General features: G+C 58.6%; 14 protein-coding genes and 1 pseudogene. 12 read left to right on the top strand and 3 right to left on the bottom strand.

Annotated features, from left to right (window positions below):
* Nucleotides 1-352: 352 nt before the first annotated feature.
* The 3 genes and pseudogenes from AC07UH_RS21020 to AC07UH_RS21010 all read right to left on the bottom strand — a co-directional run.
* Nucleotides 353-595, bottom strand: a pseudogene (locus AC07UH_RS21020) (MucR family transcriptional regulator); the annotation flags it as partial.
* Nucleotides 596-1,349: 754 nt separating this feature from the next.
* A complete protein-coding gene (locus AC07UH_RS21015) occupies nt 1,350-1,772 on the bottom strand; it encodes a hypothetical protein (RefSeq protein ID WP_495182117.1) in 423 nt (140 codons plus the stop codon).
* Nucleotides 1,757-5,860 carry an RHS repeat domain-containing protein gene (locus tag AC07UH_RS21010; protein WP_495189987.1) on the bottom strand — a complete coding sequence of 1,368 codons (4,104 nt, stop codon included), beginning with the start codon at nt 5,858-5,860 and terminating at the stop codon, nt 1,757-1,759. The genes AC07UH_RS21015 and AC07UH_RS21010 overlap by 16 nt, the downstream gene beginning before the upstream one ends.
* A gap of 703 nt (nt 5,861-6,563) precedes the next feature.
* On the opposite strand from AC07UH_RS21010, the gene AC07UH_RS21005 reads away from it, so the two are divergent.
* The 12 genes from AC07UH_RS21005 (at nt 6,564) to AC07UH_RS20950 (ending at nt 16,674) form a co-directional block, all read left to right on the top strand.
* The gene (locus tag AC07UH_RS21005; protein WP_495182118.1) at nt 6,564-7,247 is read left to right on the top strand and encodes a hypothetical protein; all 684 of its coding nucleotides are present in this window, start codon (nt 6,564-6,566) and stop codon (nt 7,245-7,247) included.
* A gap of 14 nt (nt 7,248-7,261) precedes the next feature.
* The gene (locus tag AC07UH_RS21000) at nt 7,262-7,666 is read left to right on the top strand and encodes a TrbC/VirB2 family protein (protein ID WP_495182130.1); all 405 of its coding nucleotides are present in this window, start codon (nt 7,262-7,264) and stop codon (nt 7,664-7,666) included.
* A 95-nt stretch (nt 7,667-7,761) separates the two neighbouring features.
* Nucleotides 7,762-8,073, top strand: coding sequence for a TrbC/VirB2 family type IV secretion system protein (locus tag AC07UH_RS20995; protein WP_495182119.1), 312 nt, complete (start codon nt 7,762-7,764; stop codon nt 8,071-8,073).
* 52 nt (nt 8,074-8,125) lie between these two features.
* Nucleotides 8,126-8,359: a VirB3 family type IV secretion system protein gene (locus AC07UH_RS20990; protein WP_495182131.1), complete on the top strand. Its 234-nt coding sequence runs from the start codon at nt 8,126-8,128 to the stop codon at nt 8,357-8,359.
* Nucleotides 8,332-10,725, top strand: coding sequence for a VirB4 family type IV secretion/conjugal transfer ATPase (locus AC07UH_RS20985; protein ID WP_495182120.1), 2,394 nt, complete (start codon nt 8,332-8,334; stop codon nt 10,723-10,725). The genes AC07UH_RS20990 and AC07UH_RS20985 overlap by 28 nt, the downstream gene beginning before the upstream one ends.
* Entirely contained in the window at nt 10,722-11,981 is a 1,260-nt protein-coding gene (locus AC07UH_RS20980) for a type IV secretion system protein (RefSeq protein ID WP_495182121.1), read from the top strand. Before AC07UH_RS20985 ends, AC07UH_RS20980 begins: the two co-directional genes overlap by 4 nt.
* The gene (locus AC07UH_RS20975) at nt 11,978-12,904 is read left to right on the top strand and encodes a VirB8 family type IV secretion system protein (protein ID WP_495182122.1); all 927 of its coding nucleotides are present in this window, start codon (nt 11,978-11,980) and stop codon (nt 12,902-12,904) included. The genes AC07UH_RS20980 and AC07UH_RS20975 overlap by 4 nt, the downstream gene beginning before the upstream one ends.
* Nucleotides 12,901-13,596: a TrbG/VirB9 family P-type conjugative transfer protein gene (locus AC07UH_RS20970; protein ID WP_495182123.1), complete on the top strand. Its 696-nt coding sequence runs from the start codon at nt 12,901-12,903 to the stop codon at nt 13,594-13,596. Before AC07UH_RS20975 ends, AC07UH_RS20970 begins: the two co-directional genes overlap by 4 nt.
* Entirely contained in the window at nt 13,593-14,726 is a 1,134-nt protein-coding gene (locus AC07UH_RS20965) for a TrbI/VirB10 family protein (protein ID WP_495182124.1), read from the top strand. The genes AC07UH_RS20970 and AC07UH_RS20965 overlap by 4 nt, the downstream gene beginning before the upstream one ends.
* Nucleotides 14,723-15,697 (top strand): P-type DNA transfer ATPase VirB11, encoded by a 975-nt coding sequence (virB11, locus tag AC07UH_RS20960; protein ID WP_495182125.1) that lies wholly within the window; start codon nt 14,723-14,725, stop codon nt 15,695-15,697. The genes AC07UH_RS20965 and virB11 overlap by 4 nt, the downstream gene beginning before the upstream one ends.
* A gap of 17 nt (nt 15,698-15,714) precedes the next feature.
* Entirely contained in the window at nt 15,715-16,251 is a 537-nt protein-coding gene (locus AC07UH_RS20955) for a hypothetical protein (RefSeq protein ID WP_495182126.1), read from the top strand.
* Nucleotides 16,252-16,311: 60 nt separating this feature from the next.
* Nucleotides 16,312-16,674: a hypothetical protein gene (locus AC07UH_RS20950; RefSeq protein ID WP_495182127.1), complete on the top strand. Its 363-nt coding sequence runs from the start codon at nt 16,312-16,314 to the stop codon at nt 16,672-16,674.
* Nucleotides 16,675-18,544: the final 1,870 nt, after the last annotated feature.

Raw genomic sequence — 18,544 nt, 5'->3', positions numbered from 1 at the left:
CTTGCCGCCAACTTCCTCTCAGGCGTGGCGCTCGCAACAGCTCTCGCGTTCTGGCTGTGAATGAGTCTGAGCCCTAGAGTCGCTCAGAGCCGCCTGGCGGGATTCCATGAAGCGTCCGGGCAAGCTCGTCAAGCCAGAACAGATGCTTGCGGACTACCACCTCCGGTAGAGGATTATCGAGCGACCATGTGATAAGCCGGTCCACGACCGGCGAGGCTTCTGATCGCTGCATTCCTGTCCACGCGCAAGGAGATGACGCGAGCCGGCGCTCGCCGACAGAGTGAATAGCAAGCCACATGCGCGGATCAAATCCGCCAGCGACCTGCCATCATGTTCGCGAGCGCGAACGGTTGCCGTCGATCATCGAGATGATGTGATCTCTGGACGCGAGCGACTTGCGCACGGACACGGCCGGAGTAACCTCTGCCGAGCTTGTATCCTCCTCTACGTCGGGCTCACCAAGCTTCGTCACCGCTGCATGCATCGACTGCAGAAAGGCGGGAACGTCATCCGCGGACGTGCGGGTATTGGAGTTGCGCAGCCACGCGATGGTGAGTTCGGTGGCAAGCTCGACAGTATTGGCAGACTGGGACATTCTCACTCACTCGTTATAGGACTCCCGCACCCGGGAGCCTTTGTGCGGATAGCAGCCCTAATAGCGCTTGGCTGAGGGAAAGCTAAAGGCTGATGCCTCGCTTGGTCATCTCGGCCGCAGCCATTCTAGAGATCGCGGCGGTGGGTTTCGCGCGGAATATATCTGCAAGGTCGAGCAGGTCTTCATTACCAAGCGTGAAGATCGCTTCTTCAACCTAGGTAAGGCTCTACACCGCGGTTGCGCTGTGAGCCGCAAGCCGCTTCGATCAAGATTTTAGCATCGGGGCATCATAACAGTATCCGAGCCGTTCGACATGGACTTGTGCAATAACTATCCCGCCGATCGGCTCAACGAACGGAACGTTCAGGTCGTCGTGACCGACCCACAAGACGCGAGCATGGTATTGAAACACGAGGACGGACGGCGCGACATGCTTGAGCTCGCCCACCTTGCCGACCGGCATATCAGACTGGGATGGGTGAGAACCATCCATTCCGTGCAGGGGGCAACGTGCGATCGGGTCTTGGCACACCTCGAAGCGTTCCGCCAACACCGTTGATGCCCGCTCACTCTATGTCGAGATCAGTCGCGCCGCATTGGCGCGGCCGTCTATAGTGACAGCCGCGCCAGCCTCACCGAGGCGCTCGGCCTGCGCGACGGATCACAGGTCGGCGCGATCGACGAGACGATGAAGGCGCCGGAAGTGGCGGCCGCCACCCCCGCGACGCTCAAGGCCGTGGGGATGGCCAGCTAACTAAGCGCCCCTCGGGACATCCGTCCGAACGACAATATGCATCTTTTCTACACCGAAATCATCAGCGCATCTGCCAACCCAAACCGTCTCACTACCACATGAAAAGCTAGCGCTATTAAACTCTTGAAAAGCTTTGTAGTACTCACTTGATCTTGATTTGTAGACTGTAGTTACCACGGTGCGCTCTGCATCAACGTTCTTCCATACCCCTCCATTTGGAAGAGCTGCGCCAAAAACCTCTTCACGATGCAACACGAAAAACTCTTCGCCTAGCTCTGCATCCTGGCCAAGTAATGCTATTAGAGAATACCTGCCTCCAGTGCCATCCTCTATAACGAAGGCATCTACTATACAGTCAGTGGCGTCCGGAACGTATATTTTCTTTGCATCGATAAAATCGACCGGGTTTACGGCGTCGGACACATGTTACCCTTTCCACCAGTGAAGTGGATCGTCTCTGCTACCTTAAGATTGAAGATTCCAGCCTTAATGTCGATGCGCGGAGAAAATCCAACCCTTGCGCCACCTGAGTAATCTACCCCAACACGCAGCCTGACCGCCCCACCCGGTTGAGATACTGCAAGCGTCGTCGCGTTACTAAAACTGGGATTTGGAACGATGGTGTAGCTAGGCTCACCCGCAAGTCGGCTGAGGCCAGAGAACACCTTCCAGGCATCTTGAAAGCCTCCAGGTAGATCGGTGTTGTATCGCCCTGAAGCTGGACGCGGGTTCTCGCCCTTGGTGTCACCTTGCGGTGTAAAGGCAATCGGGCACGCCACAGGCTGCATATTCTGCGGGGCGGTATCTCGTGGTATTGGCCAGAGACCAATTTGCTGAAGCCAGTTCTTTGACGCACTGTCTACGGGGCTAGGCTGAAAATATCCTGCAGTACCATTTGGTTCGGAGTTGGGATACGCTGACGATGACCCGGATCCTCCGCTGGGTCCGAGGTGATATGTATATGTCAGCTGTAGCCCAGACGGGTCAGTGCGATTAATTGGATCCCCCCCAACATAGTTATACCAATTGACGCCATCGCCGTATCCAATTGGATCGGTCTGCATGAAGCGGCCCAGCGTCGGCGAATACATGCGCGCTTTATAATCGTACATGCCCAGCTCCGGCAGCCAGGCCTGACCAGTGTACTGGAAGCGGCCCTGGTTGTTGGCGCCAGGGATGCCGTATTCGTCATAGCTGTTGATCGCGACCGCGTTGCCGGCATCGTTGCTGACCGCCACCACGCTGCCGCGCTCGTCGGCATGAAGGTAGCGGCGGTCACCAGTGCTGGACCCTTCGTACCATACCAGCACCTCGTCCGGATTGGGCCCGTAGACATAGCGACGCATCACGCCACTGGTCGACTCCTGAGCGAGCTGCCCGTCGACCCAGTCGAAGTTGCCCGCCGGCGTCTGGCCGAGCTCACCGGCCGGGTTGCGGTAGATCAGCTGGCCGGCGGCGTTCATGAACAGCTGGTTGCGGCTGTTGTACTGGTAGGTCGTGCCGCCCGAGTTGGTGAGGTTGCCACGCGCATCATAGCCGAACGTCGTGCCGCCGGCGCTGGTGTACTGATTGAGCGCATTCACCGCATAGCTGCGATCGACGTTGGCCGCGCCCGTCCAGGCGTAGCTGTCGTTGCTGCTGCTGCGCGTCAGGATCTGGCCTGCCGCATTATACGTAAAGCCATAGGTCTGGTCCCAGGCGCTGCCCGCCAAATCCTGGGTGAGGCTGGTCAGGCGCGAGGCGGCATCATAGCCGTAGCTGGTCACCGTGCCGTTGCCGCGGGTCAGTGATGTACGCCTGCCAAGATCGTCATAGGCGAAGGTCGCCAATGCCAGACCGCCGTTCTCACGGATCACAGTCATCTGCCCGGCAGCATTGTACTCGTAGGTAACGTAGAAGCCGTCCCCCCAGGTCTGCCGCGTCTTCCTGCCTGCTGCATCATATTGCAGCGTCGTGCTCGCAACGTTGCTGCTCTGCGTCGTCGCCCGGCCCAGCGCGTCATAGCCAAAGTTCTTGGTCCAGCCGTTGCCATCTCCAGCACTGGTCAGGCGACCGAGCAGATCATAGCTGTAGCCGACATCGACCTCGGCAACGTTCGTCTTGGGATTGTGGTCGAAGACCCGGCGGTTCAGCGCATCATAGTCATAGGTCAGCGTCTGGCCGTCGCGCAGACGGCGGCCGATGACGTTGCCATTTGCGTCGTACGTCACCTGATCGTTGCTACCTCCTGGATAGGTTACTGTCGTTGGCCGGTCCAGACCGTCATAGCTATAGGTCGTCACGTTATTGTTAGCGTCGGTGACGGATGAAAGCTGACCACTTGCCGTGTACGCTGAGCTTTCCGTTGCAGCAACATCCGTACCGTAGCCGCGGGTTACTGCTACAGTCCGCCTCGCTACATCGTAGCTCTGCCGTACGATGCGATCCGTGCCGTTCCCACCTGGCGTACCAAGAGTGCAGCCGTCTGGCGGTGACTGGAATGCGCCAGCGTTCATACGCGTCGCCGTGCAGATCGTGCGCCCCATCGCATCGTAAGCGTACTGAGCGATGGCAATGGTTGTACCGCCCGTCGAAAGCGAAGCCAGCAGTTTGCGATCTGCGGCGTCATACCCAAAACTTACGGTTTGAACCGCAGTGAAGCTGGATCCGTCCGCATTGGCCGTCCCGATAACCGCCCCGGTCGCTCTGCCCTTTGAATCGTAGCTATAGCTTGTTGCACGACTCCTTTGGGGTCCTGCCCCATCCGGATCTGCGTCAATAACCATCGTAGTTTGACGGGCGGCATCGTAGATCGACCTAACGGTGTCTGCGCTGCCTGAGATTGGGCCGTCCACCGAAACTACATCCCCAGCACCATTATAGGTATAAGACGTCGTCGCGGCAACGCTTCCATCCCCGGCAGAGACCGTCGTGCTGGTGGGTAGCAGGTTATTTGCAACACCTGGTTGACCATAAGCGATAATAGTTCGGGATTCATCGGCCGAATTGGTGCAGCTACTGGAGGTTCTGCACTCAGATATTGACGTCAGGAGATAGGTCGGTGCTCCGGAGGCGACAAGCGTCCCTGAACCATTCTTGAAATAGGCCTGAAGCTGCGAATAACCGTAGCGCCGCTGAGGGCGAATTCCGCTTTGATTTGCCGGCAAGGTGACACTTGTCATCCCGCCGTGCGCTGGATCATAAACATAATCGGTCTGCGCATTTTTCGCATCGCGCGTCCAATTCGGTTGGTTACATGTGATAGAATTGCCGCAAGTTGCATCATACCCAGAGGACGTAACTATGTCTGCGGGTGTCCCGGCCGTTGCCGAGACCAACCTGCTTTCGATAACATTGCCACGGCCGTCATATGAGTAACGCTGTTGAACCTGGGTCGGCGATGTTGCGGTCAAAAGTCGGCCGCTGCCGTCATATGAATAGGAGGTCACGGCACCGCTTTCGTCGGTAACCTGAGTCGGAAGGCCGACCGTGACGTTCGATGTCACGGTTCGCGAGGTCCCGTCAGGATTACTGATGGTAACCGTGGTCAGCGGATACGTTCCAGAGTATGAGTATCGCCACGTCTGACCAGCAGCCGTGACCGACGCCACGTTGCCGTAGCCGCTGCTTGGATAAGTGACAGATAGATCATCGGTTGAAGAGCCAGGCCGGCGAATTGTAGTCGTCGTGAAGGTCGTTGCTCGGCTAATGTTGTCAGTAATAGTCCAGCTGCCGGCTGCCGTACCCGCTGCGACGGTGATTGCCGGCCAGTTCTGTGAGAAGGAGCATGAGTATGCAGTGACACCACATGCGTCCGTTGCCATGTTGAAGGCGGTGATAGTGGTCAGCGTGTTCCAGCTACTGTCGCCTGCTATGGTCGTTGCGTAATCGAAGTGCAACTGATAGCCTGAGGAACTGGCAACCGAAATTAATCGCACCTTCCACGGTACGTTGCTTCCACCACCACACTGTTGTTGATACTGGCTAGAGCAGCCAACCTGGCGCAGATATGACATCGTCAATGTACGACCTGATGCAAACTTGACGCTTGTTACTCGCGCGATCCTGTTGCTGTCGACGGACGTCAGCGTCCCGTCATAGGTGTATTTTGTGCCATCGCTAAGCGTTAAAACGTATCCGGTGCCCGACTGCGTTAGAGTCGCGCCATCGCCCAAATTCGAGACCCAAACCCCATTTACCTTCGCGAATACGGTGCTTGCAGGACCATTTGGCCCAAGCACACCGACATTCACCGAGGTAGTATCGCCATAGATACCGAGCTCGTACTCTGAGGTTCCTGGCCTACCGTTTCTATGGTCAAGATACAGCGGCAGCTCTTCGTTGCCGCTACCTATCGAGAGCATCTTCACTCGACCGGAGTAGGTGCCGCGGGCAAGATCAACGCCATTTCGATCTTTCTGGTATCGGGCTGGCGGCGCAACGTCCGCTCCTGCGTAACCGATATGCCCCAAACAGCAGGCGATCGCCAAAACTGAAGACGAAACAGCATGTCTCCGCAATGCTAGCCCCATAATACTCCCCTCTTATTGTTAGTATGCTAATTCCCTGATACGAAACAGCATGGCGTTCTATAAAGCAACATGATTATTTTCGAACATGACGCCTGACTCAATTGGCTGACAAATGACCAAATCGAGTGGATGTGCCCGCCCCAGTCAACGTGCCAGCACTCAAAAGTGCAGCACGCGGCATGGTGGATACCATAATTAGAAATCGATGCGTGCGGGTCGCTCTGCCCCCGCCGCGCTCCTTAAGCATCGTACCGCTGCTAGTCCTGCTTGGTAAAATGCGAGAGGATTTAGCGACTAGCGCCGGTGATCCGAACCACGACTCGATTATCGACCTTATCGTGGCTGTAGGTCGTACTAGTACCGTTGTTGACCGTACCGGTATGCACAACACTGACGACCCGCCCTTTGGCGTCGTACGTGTACGTAATTGTCTCTGCAGCACTCGCCGCATGAGACAACGTCATCAGACACATGAAAAAGATGACCTTCATGATCACGCCTCCCCCAGGTTTTTGCTCTTGCCGGCAACGTAGACCCAAATTATTTCTGCGAGCAACGATATTTTTGAGGTGGGGCGAAATGGTTGCGTTAAGATCAAATTTAGAAAGCCTTTGATCTGGCTTGGCCTTCGTAGGGCGGTAAAATCCGCCCTACGAGCTAACGGCGTCATCGGGTACAATATAAACAGGGGGGGGTGAGATCGATGCAGGTGAGATGCACGGCGAAAACGGCAGCGTTCGGCATATTCGTCATTTTATCGCTGACCATATCAGCAACTGCCGCCGAAACCGTTCGCTATACATACGACGCTAAGGGTCGCCTGATCAACGTAGATAGCAGCAACAGCGGCAGTGGATCGAGAGCATATTCTTTCGATAAGGCTGACAGCCGAACCCGCATGCAGAACACCGGGGCCAGTGCAACAGTGCTGAATGGTGACGCAGAAAATCCTGTGGTTTCAAATTATGCTTATAACCCTTCAGCACCGGACCTAGCTTTTTCCGGGGGCGCGGGCATTGCTCAGAATGGCGGAGCGTGGGGCTTTCCAGCGCCATGGTCTGGCAATCAGGTCTTCTTCATCCAGGCTAGTGGCAACACGGCTGGCTATGTTGAAATGAAAGCGGTTCGTCTCACCATCGGCCAACGCTACCAGTTTGCCTTTGCAAGCGCGCAACGGCCTGGCTTCCCAGCGAACAACATGAAAATCTACATCGACGGCGCCTTGGTTTGGGATGCGCCTCCTGACACGGCAGATCGCTTCACCCCGCATCCGACGCAGTCGTTCGTCGCCAGCAGAGATACCGCGACGATCCGTTTTGCGGCTACGCCAACGTCTTACGATTCCTCGTCGGCAGTTGATGCTGTAAGCGTCCAGCCGCTAAACTAGATGCATTCCATTGCATCAGCATTGTACAGGAAGACGCGATGCTGAGCAGCAACCCAGCCGAGCTATCGACGAGTGCTGCGGTTAACTGGCTGGCCACGCTCATGCTGGGCAGCATCGGAACCGCTATAGCCATTCTGGCAGTTGCAGGGATAGGTATCGCCATGCTGTTAGGCCGCCTTCCTGTACGCAGGGGCGGACAGATGGTCATAGGCTGCTTTATCCTGTTTTCGTCCCACGCCATTGCATCGGGCTTATGGAACATGGGTCATGCTCAGATCGACGCGCCAATTCAGCCAGCGAACATTGAAGCCCCAGCGTATGTTGCGCAAACCCCACCACCAACACCCTATGATCCGTATGCAGGGGCGTCGGTACCGGTCCGACCGCCTGACAGTGCAGGCAACCTGCTGCCGCATTGAACAATGCGATGAAATGACACTGAGTTTTCGAAACGAGATTGACGCGCCTGTCGTGTCTTGAGGATATGCGATACAGCACGTGCAAGGGGAGGCACATGAAGACCTATTCGAGGCTTGCCGCTCTGGTGGCACTTGCGTCGCCGGCGATGGCGGCAGCGCAGGACAGCTTTTCTGATCCTGCCGGCTCCGGTCCTATCGTTGGCGCCGTTCACTGGCTGCAGGGCACGTTGCTCGGCACCGTCGCAACCGTCATTGCGGTAATCGCGGTGGCCTCCGTCGGCCTACTTATGCTGACCGGGCGGATGAACTGGCGCTATGGCGCAACCGTCATTCTTGGCTGCTTCATCCTGTTTGGAGCTGCGAGCATTGTAGGCGGCATTCAGTCGGCGTCGAGCGTTGGCTACTGATCCGGAAAGCCTCGATCGTGACGTTCTGTTCGTCGGCCTTACCCGCCCGCAAATGCTGCTGGGCGTGACCTATGGTTTTGCGATCGGCAATGCGATCCTGACCACCGAGCTGTTCCTGGTGTTCAAGTCCGTATGGGTGCTGTTAGCGGCGCTTGTCGTCCACGCCGTCGGCGTCATCGCCTGTCTGCAAGATCCGCGCATTTTCGACCTCTGGCTGGTCAAGGTACGCCGCTGCCCACGCGTTCCCAATCACCGTCTATGGCGCTGCAACGCCTACCGCCCGTGAACAAAGCCGCACAGGATTGGGCACGGGAGAAAGCGGCGGGTGATCATCTGCCGTATCTTGCGCAGATCGACGATCACACCGTCATGCTACGCGATGGTCGCCTCATGCAGGTGTTGATGCTCGACGGCCTGCTGTTCGAGACGGCGGACACTGCCGAGATCAATTACCGCAAGACGTTGCGCGATGCGATGCTGCAGACGATCGGATCGTCGCGGTTCGCGCTCTACCATCACGTCATCCGCCGACGGGTAGAACCGCAACTCGAGGCGCCATTCCCCGATCCCTTCAGCACCGGCGTCGATGCGGCTTGGCGTGATCGCCTCGCTTCCAAACGTCTTTTCTCCAACGATCTGTTCCTCTGCGTCATACGGCGGCCGCTACAGGGCCGAGGCGGCGTCGCCGATCGGTTTGGTCGCTGGCTCGGGCGGGGGAAAGACAGCAGTGCAGCAGAAGAAAGCGCAGAGTTGCGCGCGCTCAATGCGGCGCGCGATGCGCTGCTTGCCGCCCTTGGCGTTTACGGGGCAAGGCTTCTTGGCAGCTATGACGGCAAGGGGGGACCGTGCTCCGAGGTACTCGAGTATCTATCCGGCTTGTACAACGGCGAAATCCGTTCGGTCCGACTCCCTGAGGGTGACGTCGGTCAGTATCTGCCCGCCCGTCGCGTAAGCTTTGGCGCCGATACGGTAGAGCTTGGCGCCACCGGCGAGGCTCCGCGTGATTTCCAGGCGATCCTCTCGATCAAGGATTACCCGGGACAAACCGGGCCGGGGATGCTCGATGAGTTACTGCGACTGCCCTTCGAGCTGACGGTGACGCAAAGCTTCGGCTTCGTCGATCGACAGGCAGCACTCGGCAAGGTCAACCTGGCACTGCGCCGCATGCGCGCAGCCGATGACGAGGCTCTCAGCCTCCGGGGCGAGCTCGGCGTCGCACGCGATGACCTTGCTGCGGGGCGCGCCGCATTCGGCGAGCATCATCTGACGATTGCGGTTCGGGGCGATACACCCGCCCAGGTCGATGACGGCGTTGCCGAGGTTCAAGCGACCTTGACCGATCTTGGCCTAGTCGCTGTGCGCGAGGAGATGGCGCTGGAGCCAGCTTTCTGGGCGCAATTCCCCGGCAACTTCAGCTACGTTCCGCGGCGTGGCCTTGTCGCCAGCCGCAATTTTGCGAGCCTCGCCAGCCTGCACAATTTTCCAACTGGCAAGGCGGAAGGCAATCACTGGGGACCGGCGGTCACGGTCCTTGAGACGACCGCCGCTGGCCCGTACCATTTCAATTTCCACCACGGCGATCTCGGCAATTTTACCGTCATCGGTCCCTCGGGCACCGGCAAGACGGTCGTCCTCAACTTCCTGCTCGCACAGGCACGCAAATACGATCCGCGCATCGTCTTCTTCGACAAGGATCGTGGCGCCGAGCTGTTCCTGCGCGCCGTAGGGGGCCGGTACGACGTGCTGCGGCCGGGTGAGCCGTCGGGCCTCAACCCGCTGCTGCTCGACGATACCGCCGAGAACCGCCGCTTCCTGGTCGACTGGCTGTCGCGACTCGTCGCCGATCCCGCTCGCCCCCTCGACAGCGAGGACATGGTGCGCATCGTCGAAGCGGTCGACGCCAATATGGAGGCGCCGCGCGCCTATCGCCGCCTGGCGCATTTTGCGCAGCTGCTGCGCGGACAGGCGCGTCCAAAAGGGGGCGATCTCGCTTCGCGCCTGGCTCCCTGGTGGGGCAGCGGCGATCGGGCCTGGCTATTCGACAATGCTGAGGATCGTACCGATCTCGATGAGCGTGTCGTCGGGTTCGACATGACCCGTATTCTCGATGATCCGACCGTGCGGACGCCGGCGATGATGTATCTCTTCCACCGCGTGGAAGAGCGGCTCGACGGCACGCCGTCGATCATCGTGGTCGACGAGGGCTGGAAGGCGCTCGATGACGAGGTCTTCACCGCCCGTATTCGCGATTGGGAAAAGACCATTCGCAAGCGCAACGGCATCGTCGGTTTCGCAACGCAGAGCGCGGAGGATGCCCTCTCGAGCCGCATCGCCTCTGCAATCGTCGAGCAGGCGGCCACGCAAATCTTCATGCCTAATCCGAAGGCACAGGCGCGCGATTACATGACCGGGTTCGGCCTCACCCAGCACGAATATGATCTCATCCGCACCATGCCTGACAATGCGCGGGCCTTTCTGATCAAACATGGTCAGGACAGCGTGGTGGCGCGCCTCGATCTGTCGGGAAACCGTGATCTGCTGACGATTTTGTCGGGGCGCGAGCGATCGGTACGCGCGCTCGACGCCATTCGCGCAGAGATCGGCGATGATCCCGCGATCTGGCTGCCGCGGCTGCTGGCAGAGGCGTCATGATCGATTGTTCGCTTCCCGACGGTGATGCCGGCGTCGCCCTTCGCCTCTCGAGCTTCCTGACCTGCCAGGCGCAGGCACTCGGCGAGAACGGTTATCAAGCGCTTGCTGGTGGTCCGATGATCGCCGGCTTGATGACCGGGCTCGTCACGATCTTCGTGGCGCTGATCGGGTACCGGTTTTTGCTTGGTTCGGCGCCGACCATGCGTGATGGCGTCGGCTGGGCCGTCCGCCTTGGCATAGTGCTAACGCTGGCCACCGGATGGCCAGCGTTTCAGGTCCTCGTTTACCGTGTCGCCGTCGACGCACCGAGTGAGTTTGCAGCCGTGTTGTTGCCTGCCAGCGGCCTTTCCGCCGACGGGCTCGATGAGCGCGTGCAACAGGCTTACGACACGATCCGGCTAGGCTCGAGTGTCAACCCTGCCTTGGCACCACAAGCGACATCGACGACGACCACGCAAGGCGCGCAGGCCAGTACCTCTGGGACGCAAGCGCAGCAGCAAGCGCCCAACTTTGGTCCGCTGGGTCAGACAGCCCTGCCGCAGACGGCATCCTGGTTCGTCGTCTCGACATTGGGTGTCGCCGGGGCGCTTCGCCTGGCGGCGGGCTTCCTGCTGGCGATTGGGCCGCTTGCGATCATGGCGCTCCTGTTTGATGCCACACTTGGCCTGTTCATCGGCTGGGTGCGCGCCCTAGCAGGTGCGGCTCTCGCGACGCTCGGCGCTACGATCGTAACCGCGCTGGATCTCCTGCTCGTCGAGAGCGAGCTGGCCCATTTGCAGGCGGTCGAGCGCGGTGTCACCATCATCGATCCGCAGGCGCTGACCACCATCGTACTCGCCTTCACGTTGGTGATGGTGGCAGCGATCTGGGCGGCGGCCAGGATGGCAGGCGCATTCAGCTTTACACTAAGGCGGCAGGAGACGCTGATCACGGAGCGCTCGCACAGTAACGTCAGCGAGCGATCGAGCTCGACCTTCGGCAGGCCTCAGGGCGGCCGTGAGGGCGCAGCCGCGGCGACTGGAGCACCACCCCGCGCGCAAGGCGTCGCCAATGCCCTCGCTGGTACGATGCGCCGCGAGCAGATTGCGATTGCTGCTGGTGAGGCAGGATCATCGGCAGGTGGCAACCGGCGTCAGCCGCTTCAGCCTCAGCCGAGGCAGGATGCCTTATCATCTCCGACGGCGCTTGGCCCTTCGGCCCGCCGCTCGATGACACGAAAGACACGCAGCGCCATGCGGCGGGACGGAGCGGCATGACTGAGCGCGAGACCTATTTTCGAGATGCACGAAGCTGGGCGGAGGATACACGCGCCAGGACATCGCGCTCGAAGCAGATTGCCTGGACGATTGCTGGGATCGCGATCGGCGCTGCAGCCTTTGAAGCCGTCGCGCTGGCCATGCTGACGCCGCTGAAAACAGTGCAGCCGATCACTCTTCTGGTCGATCGCCAGACGGGGTTCGTTCAGGCGCTCGATCCCAATACGCCGCAGCGCGTCTCCGCCGATGCGGCGCTGACCGACGCGTACCTTGCGCAATATGTCCTTGCCCGTGAGGGCTTTGATCGGGCGACGCTTCAGATCGACTATCGCAAGGTTGCGCTTTGGTCGGCGGGGAATGCTCGTGCGTCGTATCTGTCGGGGATCGCTGCGACCAATCCGGCAAGTCCGATCCAGGCGTTGCCTGGTGGGAGCCTCATCACTGCGCGGGTAAAGAGCGTTTCACGCCTTCAGTCCGGCATCAGCCTGGTTCGCTTCGACACTCAGAGGACCGATCGCAACGGTCAGGCTGAAGCGCCTCGACCCTGGATCGCGGTTATCCGCTTCCGCTATTCGGCTGCACCGATGGCGTTCGGTGACCGCCTGGTGAATCCACTTGGCTTCCAAGTCATAGGCTATCGCCGTGATGCCGAAGCGCCACCTGCCCCAGAGACTGTTACAAGTCAGGTGGTGACGCGCACCAGCGCTGTTCAGGAGCCCGTTTCAGTAATCGAAACGCGCACAGCCCCTGTTGCAACGACCCGATCGCCGGCTGTACGTCGGGCACCGGTCCGGATCGTACAGGGCGGCGTCGGCGGACCGTTCATCAGCCAACGTGAGGTTCCGACCAATCAGATTCCGATGGGCTCACCGCTTGGTCCCGGCGTCGACACGGCCGCGACGACAACGGAGCCGCAGCAATGATGATGGTGCTGACGCTTCTTGCCGGAGCTGCGCAGGCGGGCATGCCCGCCATGCCGCCGGCGCCCTTGCAATTCACCATGCCGGCTGATCCCCGCATCCAGACATTGGTCTATGATAGTGGCCGCGTCTTCGAGCTGCGGGTTGGCAGTGGCTATGCCGCCATCGTCGAACTGGCTGGCGATGAGCGAGTTGAGACAATCGTGGTTGGGAACGAGACGGGTTGGGAGGTGACCCCAAACCGCTCAGGAAATCGCGTGATCGTGAAACCGCTTGGTGCTGCCATGACGACGAACCTGATGATCGTCACCGACCAGCGGCGCTATGTCTTCGTGATCAGCACCGATAGCGGCGGTGGTGGGAGCGGTACGTTTGTGCTCCGCTTCTCCTACCCCCTGGGACAGCCCGGCAGCCCTCAGCAGGTCGTTCGTAGCGCCGATTACCGGCTGCGGGGCAACAAGACCCTCTATCCCATTGCAATGAGTGACGATGGCAAGCGGACCACCATCACATGGGATCTGAAAACCTCGCTTCCCGCAATCTTTGCGATTGATGATCGTGGTCGCGAAGCGCTGGTCAACGGACGCATGGTCGATGGTGACTATGTCATCGAGGGCGTCGCCAAGCGGTACGTATTCCGTCTCGGCAAGGTGCATGCCGATGCGACACGCATGGTCCTGAAAGGCCGGCCATGAGCCGTAGCCAACCAGCGCCGGCGCCGGTGGAGCAAGGCGGCCATGATCCGCGACCGGTCGTGCGCTTGCCCCGGCAAGGCATGCCAGGCGCAGTCATTGCACTGGGCGCTATCGCAATTGCGCTGATCCTGTTCGTGGTTCTGAATGGTCAGCGCCAGCGCCGGGTGACGGTACCGCAGCAGACGGCTCAAGCAGATGGGTTTACGCCACCACCGCCCTTACAGGTGCCTGTCCTTGCCGAACCAGTCGTTCCGGCACCAGTGCCCGTCATTGTCACGTCTTCCGCGCCAAGCCTTCCGCCAGTGCGGAATGACCCGCCGCCTGTAACCTACGCGTCGCCCGTCATCACGCCGACGCCGCCAACGCCGTTCGTACCTGCGCCCGCGGCTCCTCCGGCCGAACCAGCCCGCGACAAGAAGGCGCAAGGCGCGATCGTCTATGATCTCGGTGCCGAAGCGCCGACGGCTGGGGGGGCGACGCAGCCATCCGCCGCGGCTGGCGCTAACGCAAGCCGCAATGGCTCGGGCGGATTTGATGACGCACCCGCCAAGGCGACGACCATGGCCAGCCGAACGGACGTCGTTCCGATCGGGACCCAAATTCCAATTGCGCTTGAAACACCGATCGACACCGCAAGACCCGGTCTGGTGCGGGCGATTGCGTCCCGTGATACGCTTGGCTTTGATGGCCGCCGCATCCTTATTCCAAGGGGCTCGCGCTTCGTTGGTGAATATCAATCGGAAGTACGCTCGGGCCAGAACCGCGTGTTCGTCACGTGGACCCGGGTTATTCGTCCTGATGGTGTGACGATCCGCCTGGGTTCCCCGGCAGCCGACCAGTTGGGCGGCAGCGGCGTGCCCGGCAAGGTCAACACCTTCTTCTTTCAGCGTTTCGCCGGAGCCGTCCTCCAATCAGCGTTGACGGTGGGGGTAAACCTTGCGTCACAACCACGATCAGGCTCAGTAATCGTCGGTATTCCGTCAGGGCCAATCTCCACCATAGGGCAGGGGTTGGTGCCGAATGACTACCGGCCGAAAATCACCGTCAAACAGGGTGCTGCGCTCAACGTTTTCGTTGCGCGCGATCTCGATTTTTCTGGACTGACGGCTGGACAGCCTGCCGCACGATGACCGCAGCGTATCTTGACGTCTACCTTGCGCCCTTTCTCGAGCAGCTGGCTCGGCCGGACGTCACCGATCTTTACGTAAACCGCGCTGGCGAGGTCTGGATCGAGACGCTGCAGGGCGCACTTGAGCATCATCTCGTACCCGAGATCACGGAGGCGCAGCTATGGCGTCTGGCCCGGCAAATCGCGAGCGTGACCCACCAGGGGATCAGTCGAGAACATCCTCTGCTAGCCGCACGACTTCCGGACGGCTCTCGCGTCCAGATCGTTGCTCCTCCGGCGACCCGCGACGGTATGGCAATTGCCATCAGGAAACACGTGTCCTCGGATCTGTCACTATCAGATTATCAGCAGGCTGGCGCTTTCCACGATACGACCGGGTCCGATGCAGCAGATCCCGTCGAGGATGAACTTGCCAGCCTGTATGAGATGCGCAGGTGGGACGCCTTCCTTGTCGCCGCTGTACGGGCGCGCAAAACCGTAATGGTGTCTGGCGGCACCTCGACCGGCAAGACCACCTTCCTCAATGCTCTCCTGCGCGAGATCGTGCCGTCTGAACGGCTCATCCTGATCGAGGACACGCCGGAACTCGTACTGCGGCATAAGAACGCGATTGGCCTCGTTGCCGCCAGAGGCGGGTTAGGCGAAGCCAATGTATCAACGGAGGACCTGCTGATAGCCTCCCTCCGCCTGCGGCCCGACCGCATCATCCTGGGCGAACTCAGGGGCGCAGAAGCCTTTACTTTCCTCCGAGCCGTCAACACCGGACACCCAGGATCGCTCACCACGATCCATGCTGATACCCCATCTGGTGCGCTCGAACAGCTTATGCTGCTCGTTCTGCAGGCCGATGCGAAGTTGCAGCGTAGCGACCTTCTTCCGTACGTGTCGCGCGTCATCGATGTGATCGTACAGCTCGAGCGCCGGCAGGGTGTCAGACGAGTAGCTCAGGTCGATTGGTTGAGAAGACGTTGAATGGGGGGCAGTTCTCTATGCTGAAGGAAATTGCAGCTGGCGCCATACTGTTGAGCGTCTGTTCGAGCGCTTTAGCCGAGACGGTTCAATATGGTTACGATGCTCAAGGCAGGCTATTGGTCACCGATGTACGGCGGTCTAATGGGACTGGCTATGCTGCCGGCTACGGTTACGACAAAGCTGGTAACCGGAGTGTCTATCAGAATGCCCGGGTCGTTAAGACAGGCGGCCTGGCCTCGGGTACAGGTATTGGCGTTGGAGAAAGCATCCTATCACCCGGCGGTGCATACCGCTTTATCTTGCAGTATGACGGCAATCTTGTCCTTTATGCTGGCCCGCTGCAGCCCATTTGGTCCACAAGCACGTTCCAACCGGCAAACGCCCGTCTCGAAATGCAGGGAGATGGCAACCTCGTGTTGTACAGCGGCTCAACCGCAATCTGGGCAAGCCATACTGATGGCCATCCGGGAGCATATTTTGCTGTTCAGGAGGACGGCAACATTGTCATTTATAATGCCGCCAACCAAGCAATATGGGCGCGATTCGGACTATAATTGAGCCGGTTACCAGAGGGTACCGTCATATAAATCACTGTCTGACCATCAGGGGGTCGCATGACATATCTCAAACGTGCGCTGCGACTAGCGGTTCTGATCGCCGTTGGGTTCGGAACACCGGCAATGGCAGGTCGCCAAACGGGAACACTGGCGTACATAAGCGCTGACAAAACATTCGGCACCGGCGTCGTCACCTTCTCGGTGATTGGCGGCGCTAGCTCCGACAAGCCTGCCTGTGCCGCTGGCACCGACGCACGTTGGGCTTTGAACGTCGGTGACAACGCCCCTGGCAACCAATATATTTACTCCCTAATTGTATCTTCTGTGTCTTCGACATTTCAAATCTCTGTTAATGGGACCGGAAAATGCACAACAGTCTCCAATTTAGAGGATGTCGCATACGTTGAGGTGAGAAAGTAGGCTTTGGCTCGCATGGAGATTGACTGCGCAGAAACAGCTAACCACCGCCCGGTTAGATTTTCAACGAAGCTGAACATAGCCAATACGGCAATAAATTCCGCTCTGATTGGTGAGCAATGTCACTACTTTTCCCGACAAATAGGCTGACGTGATTACTGAAACGATTGCATCATAATTGTCAGCATCCCTATTAACGAAAGCCCACGCCTCGCTTGTACCGCACATCGGCGTGCCATCCATGTAAACCCGGAAACCAAAATTCTGCCCCTCAGTGACGACGTCAATTCCGGAGACCTTCCCGGTCTTAATACCGTCCCACGCTGCCGCAGGCGACGCCCATGACAACGCAACAATAGGGAGCGTGGCAGCGATACGACCTAGCAAACGCAATGTATCTATCCCTTTCCAGTTGCATGTCCCGCACTGTGCCAGCCTATCTTGATTTGTCCAGATGGCAGAGAGGTTTTTCGATATGCATATAGGACACCGTTAGATCCACCTGAAGCGTAAGTTATTCCGTCGTTTTTGGAAATCGACATCGGAGCTAACTTTTTTTGCGAGGTGGAGCGCCAAACCAAGTTCTTGACAAGAAAATCAATCAAGGTTGATGATGGGTCAACATTTTGGGGGGTTAGATGAAGAAAAAAACAGCATCGCTTGTGGCGTTAGCGCTGACTACGTCCATAGCGGCCCGCGCATATGCGACCTATGATAGCAATACAGTCGGAAGAATTACAAATGTTCTCACCTACGATGACGGACATTTTCTAATATCTTTGGATCCCATGCCAGCGGGACCGTGCAGTAATTACTTTATAGTAGGCACAGATGCGGCAGTTGACGCCAGACAAATGCTTCTATCTCGTGCACTCACTGCCTACGCAAAAGGGGAAGCCATAACCATTGGCTATGACGGGCATACCTGCGTGAACGGATGGTTCAGAGTGCATCGAATTGGTTAATCATTTTTTATGGTGGCCTCGGAACCGTAGGCCAGCCAGCAGCAGGAGTTCGCAAATGCGAGTAAAGCTGATGATAGCAGTGGATGCTTATGCCTATCAACCAGCGCTGTCGCAGGCGGAAGCTCAATCACGAGCAAGGTAAAGGAGGTACACGTTCGCGCCTCTGACGGGTTACATTGGGTAGTGATGACCACACCTCCGTCAGGTCGCCCTGACTGTGGCAGCAGGCAACCATATTATATGATAAAGGACGAGCACAGCGATGCGGGGAAAGCGCAATTTGCTATGCTTCTCTCAGCTCAACTTTCTGGTAACTCGGTAACCATCGATGGGGCAGGCGTATGCTCGCGTTGGGTCGACGGGGAAGACATCGAGCATGTAATGCTTGCGCAGTGAGCCTACTAGCGTTCTGCGCCAACCGGGGTTTCGGAGGAATACCGATATGACCAGATCAAACCGCTTCAGAGGTCTTTGGTGCGAACTCGCAGCGATCGGCTTTGCCTATGCAGGCATAGCTCATGCAGAGAGCGTCACTAACGTTACAGTGACAGGGGTCGGTAATCAGGGGACGCAGCTTTATGCGACGCTGGCAACCACACCCCCCGGTTGCCGAGGTGCCGTAATCTATCACTCGTCTGAGGTTCAGGCCGGTCAATACGTCATGAGCATCTTGTTGTCAGCCCGTCTCTCTAATCGGCCGCTTACACGGATCGACTATAGCGTTCACGGTGATGGGACGTGTTGGATCGTCTTAGTTGAGGTATAAGTATTACATACAACCTCAGGGAGGATTTTTCTTGATGCGGATAAGGTCACTAAACGCATTTGCATTAGGGTCAGGACCCATTGATGGGAGAGGCGCGATCTGATTGAGGCTCCGTGAGGAGACCGTGAATGAGCGACCTGTA

Source organism: Sphingomonas sp. GW821-FHT04B01, from assembly GCF_059420425.1.
This window is presented reverse-complemented; position numbering and strand designations above follow the sequence as displayed.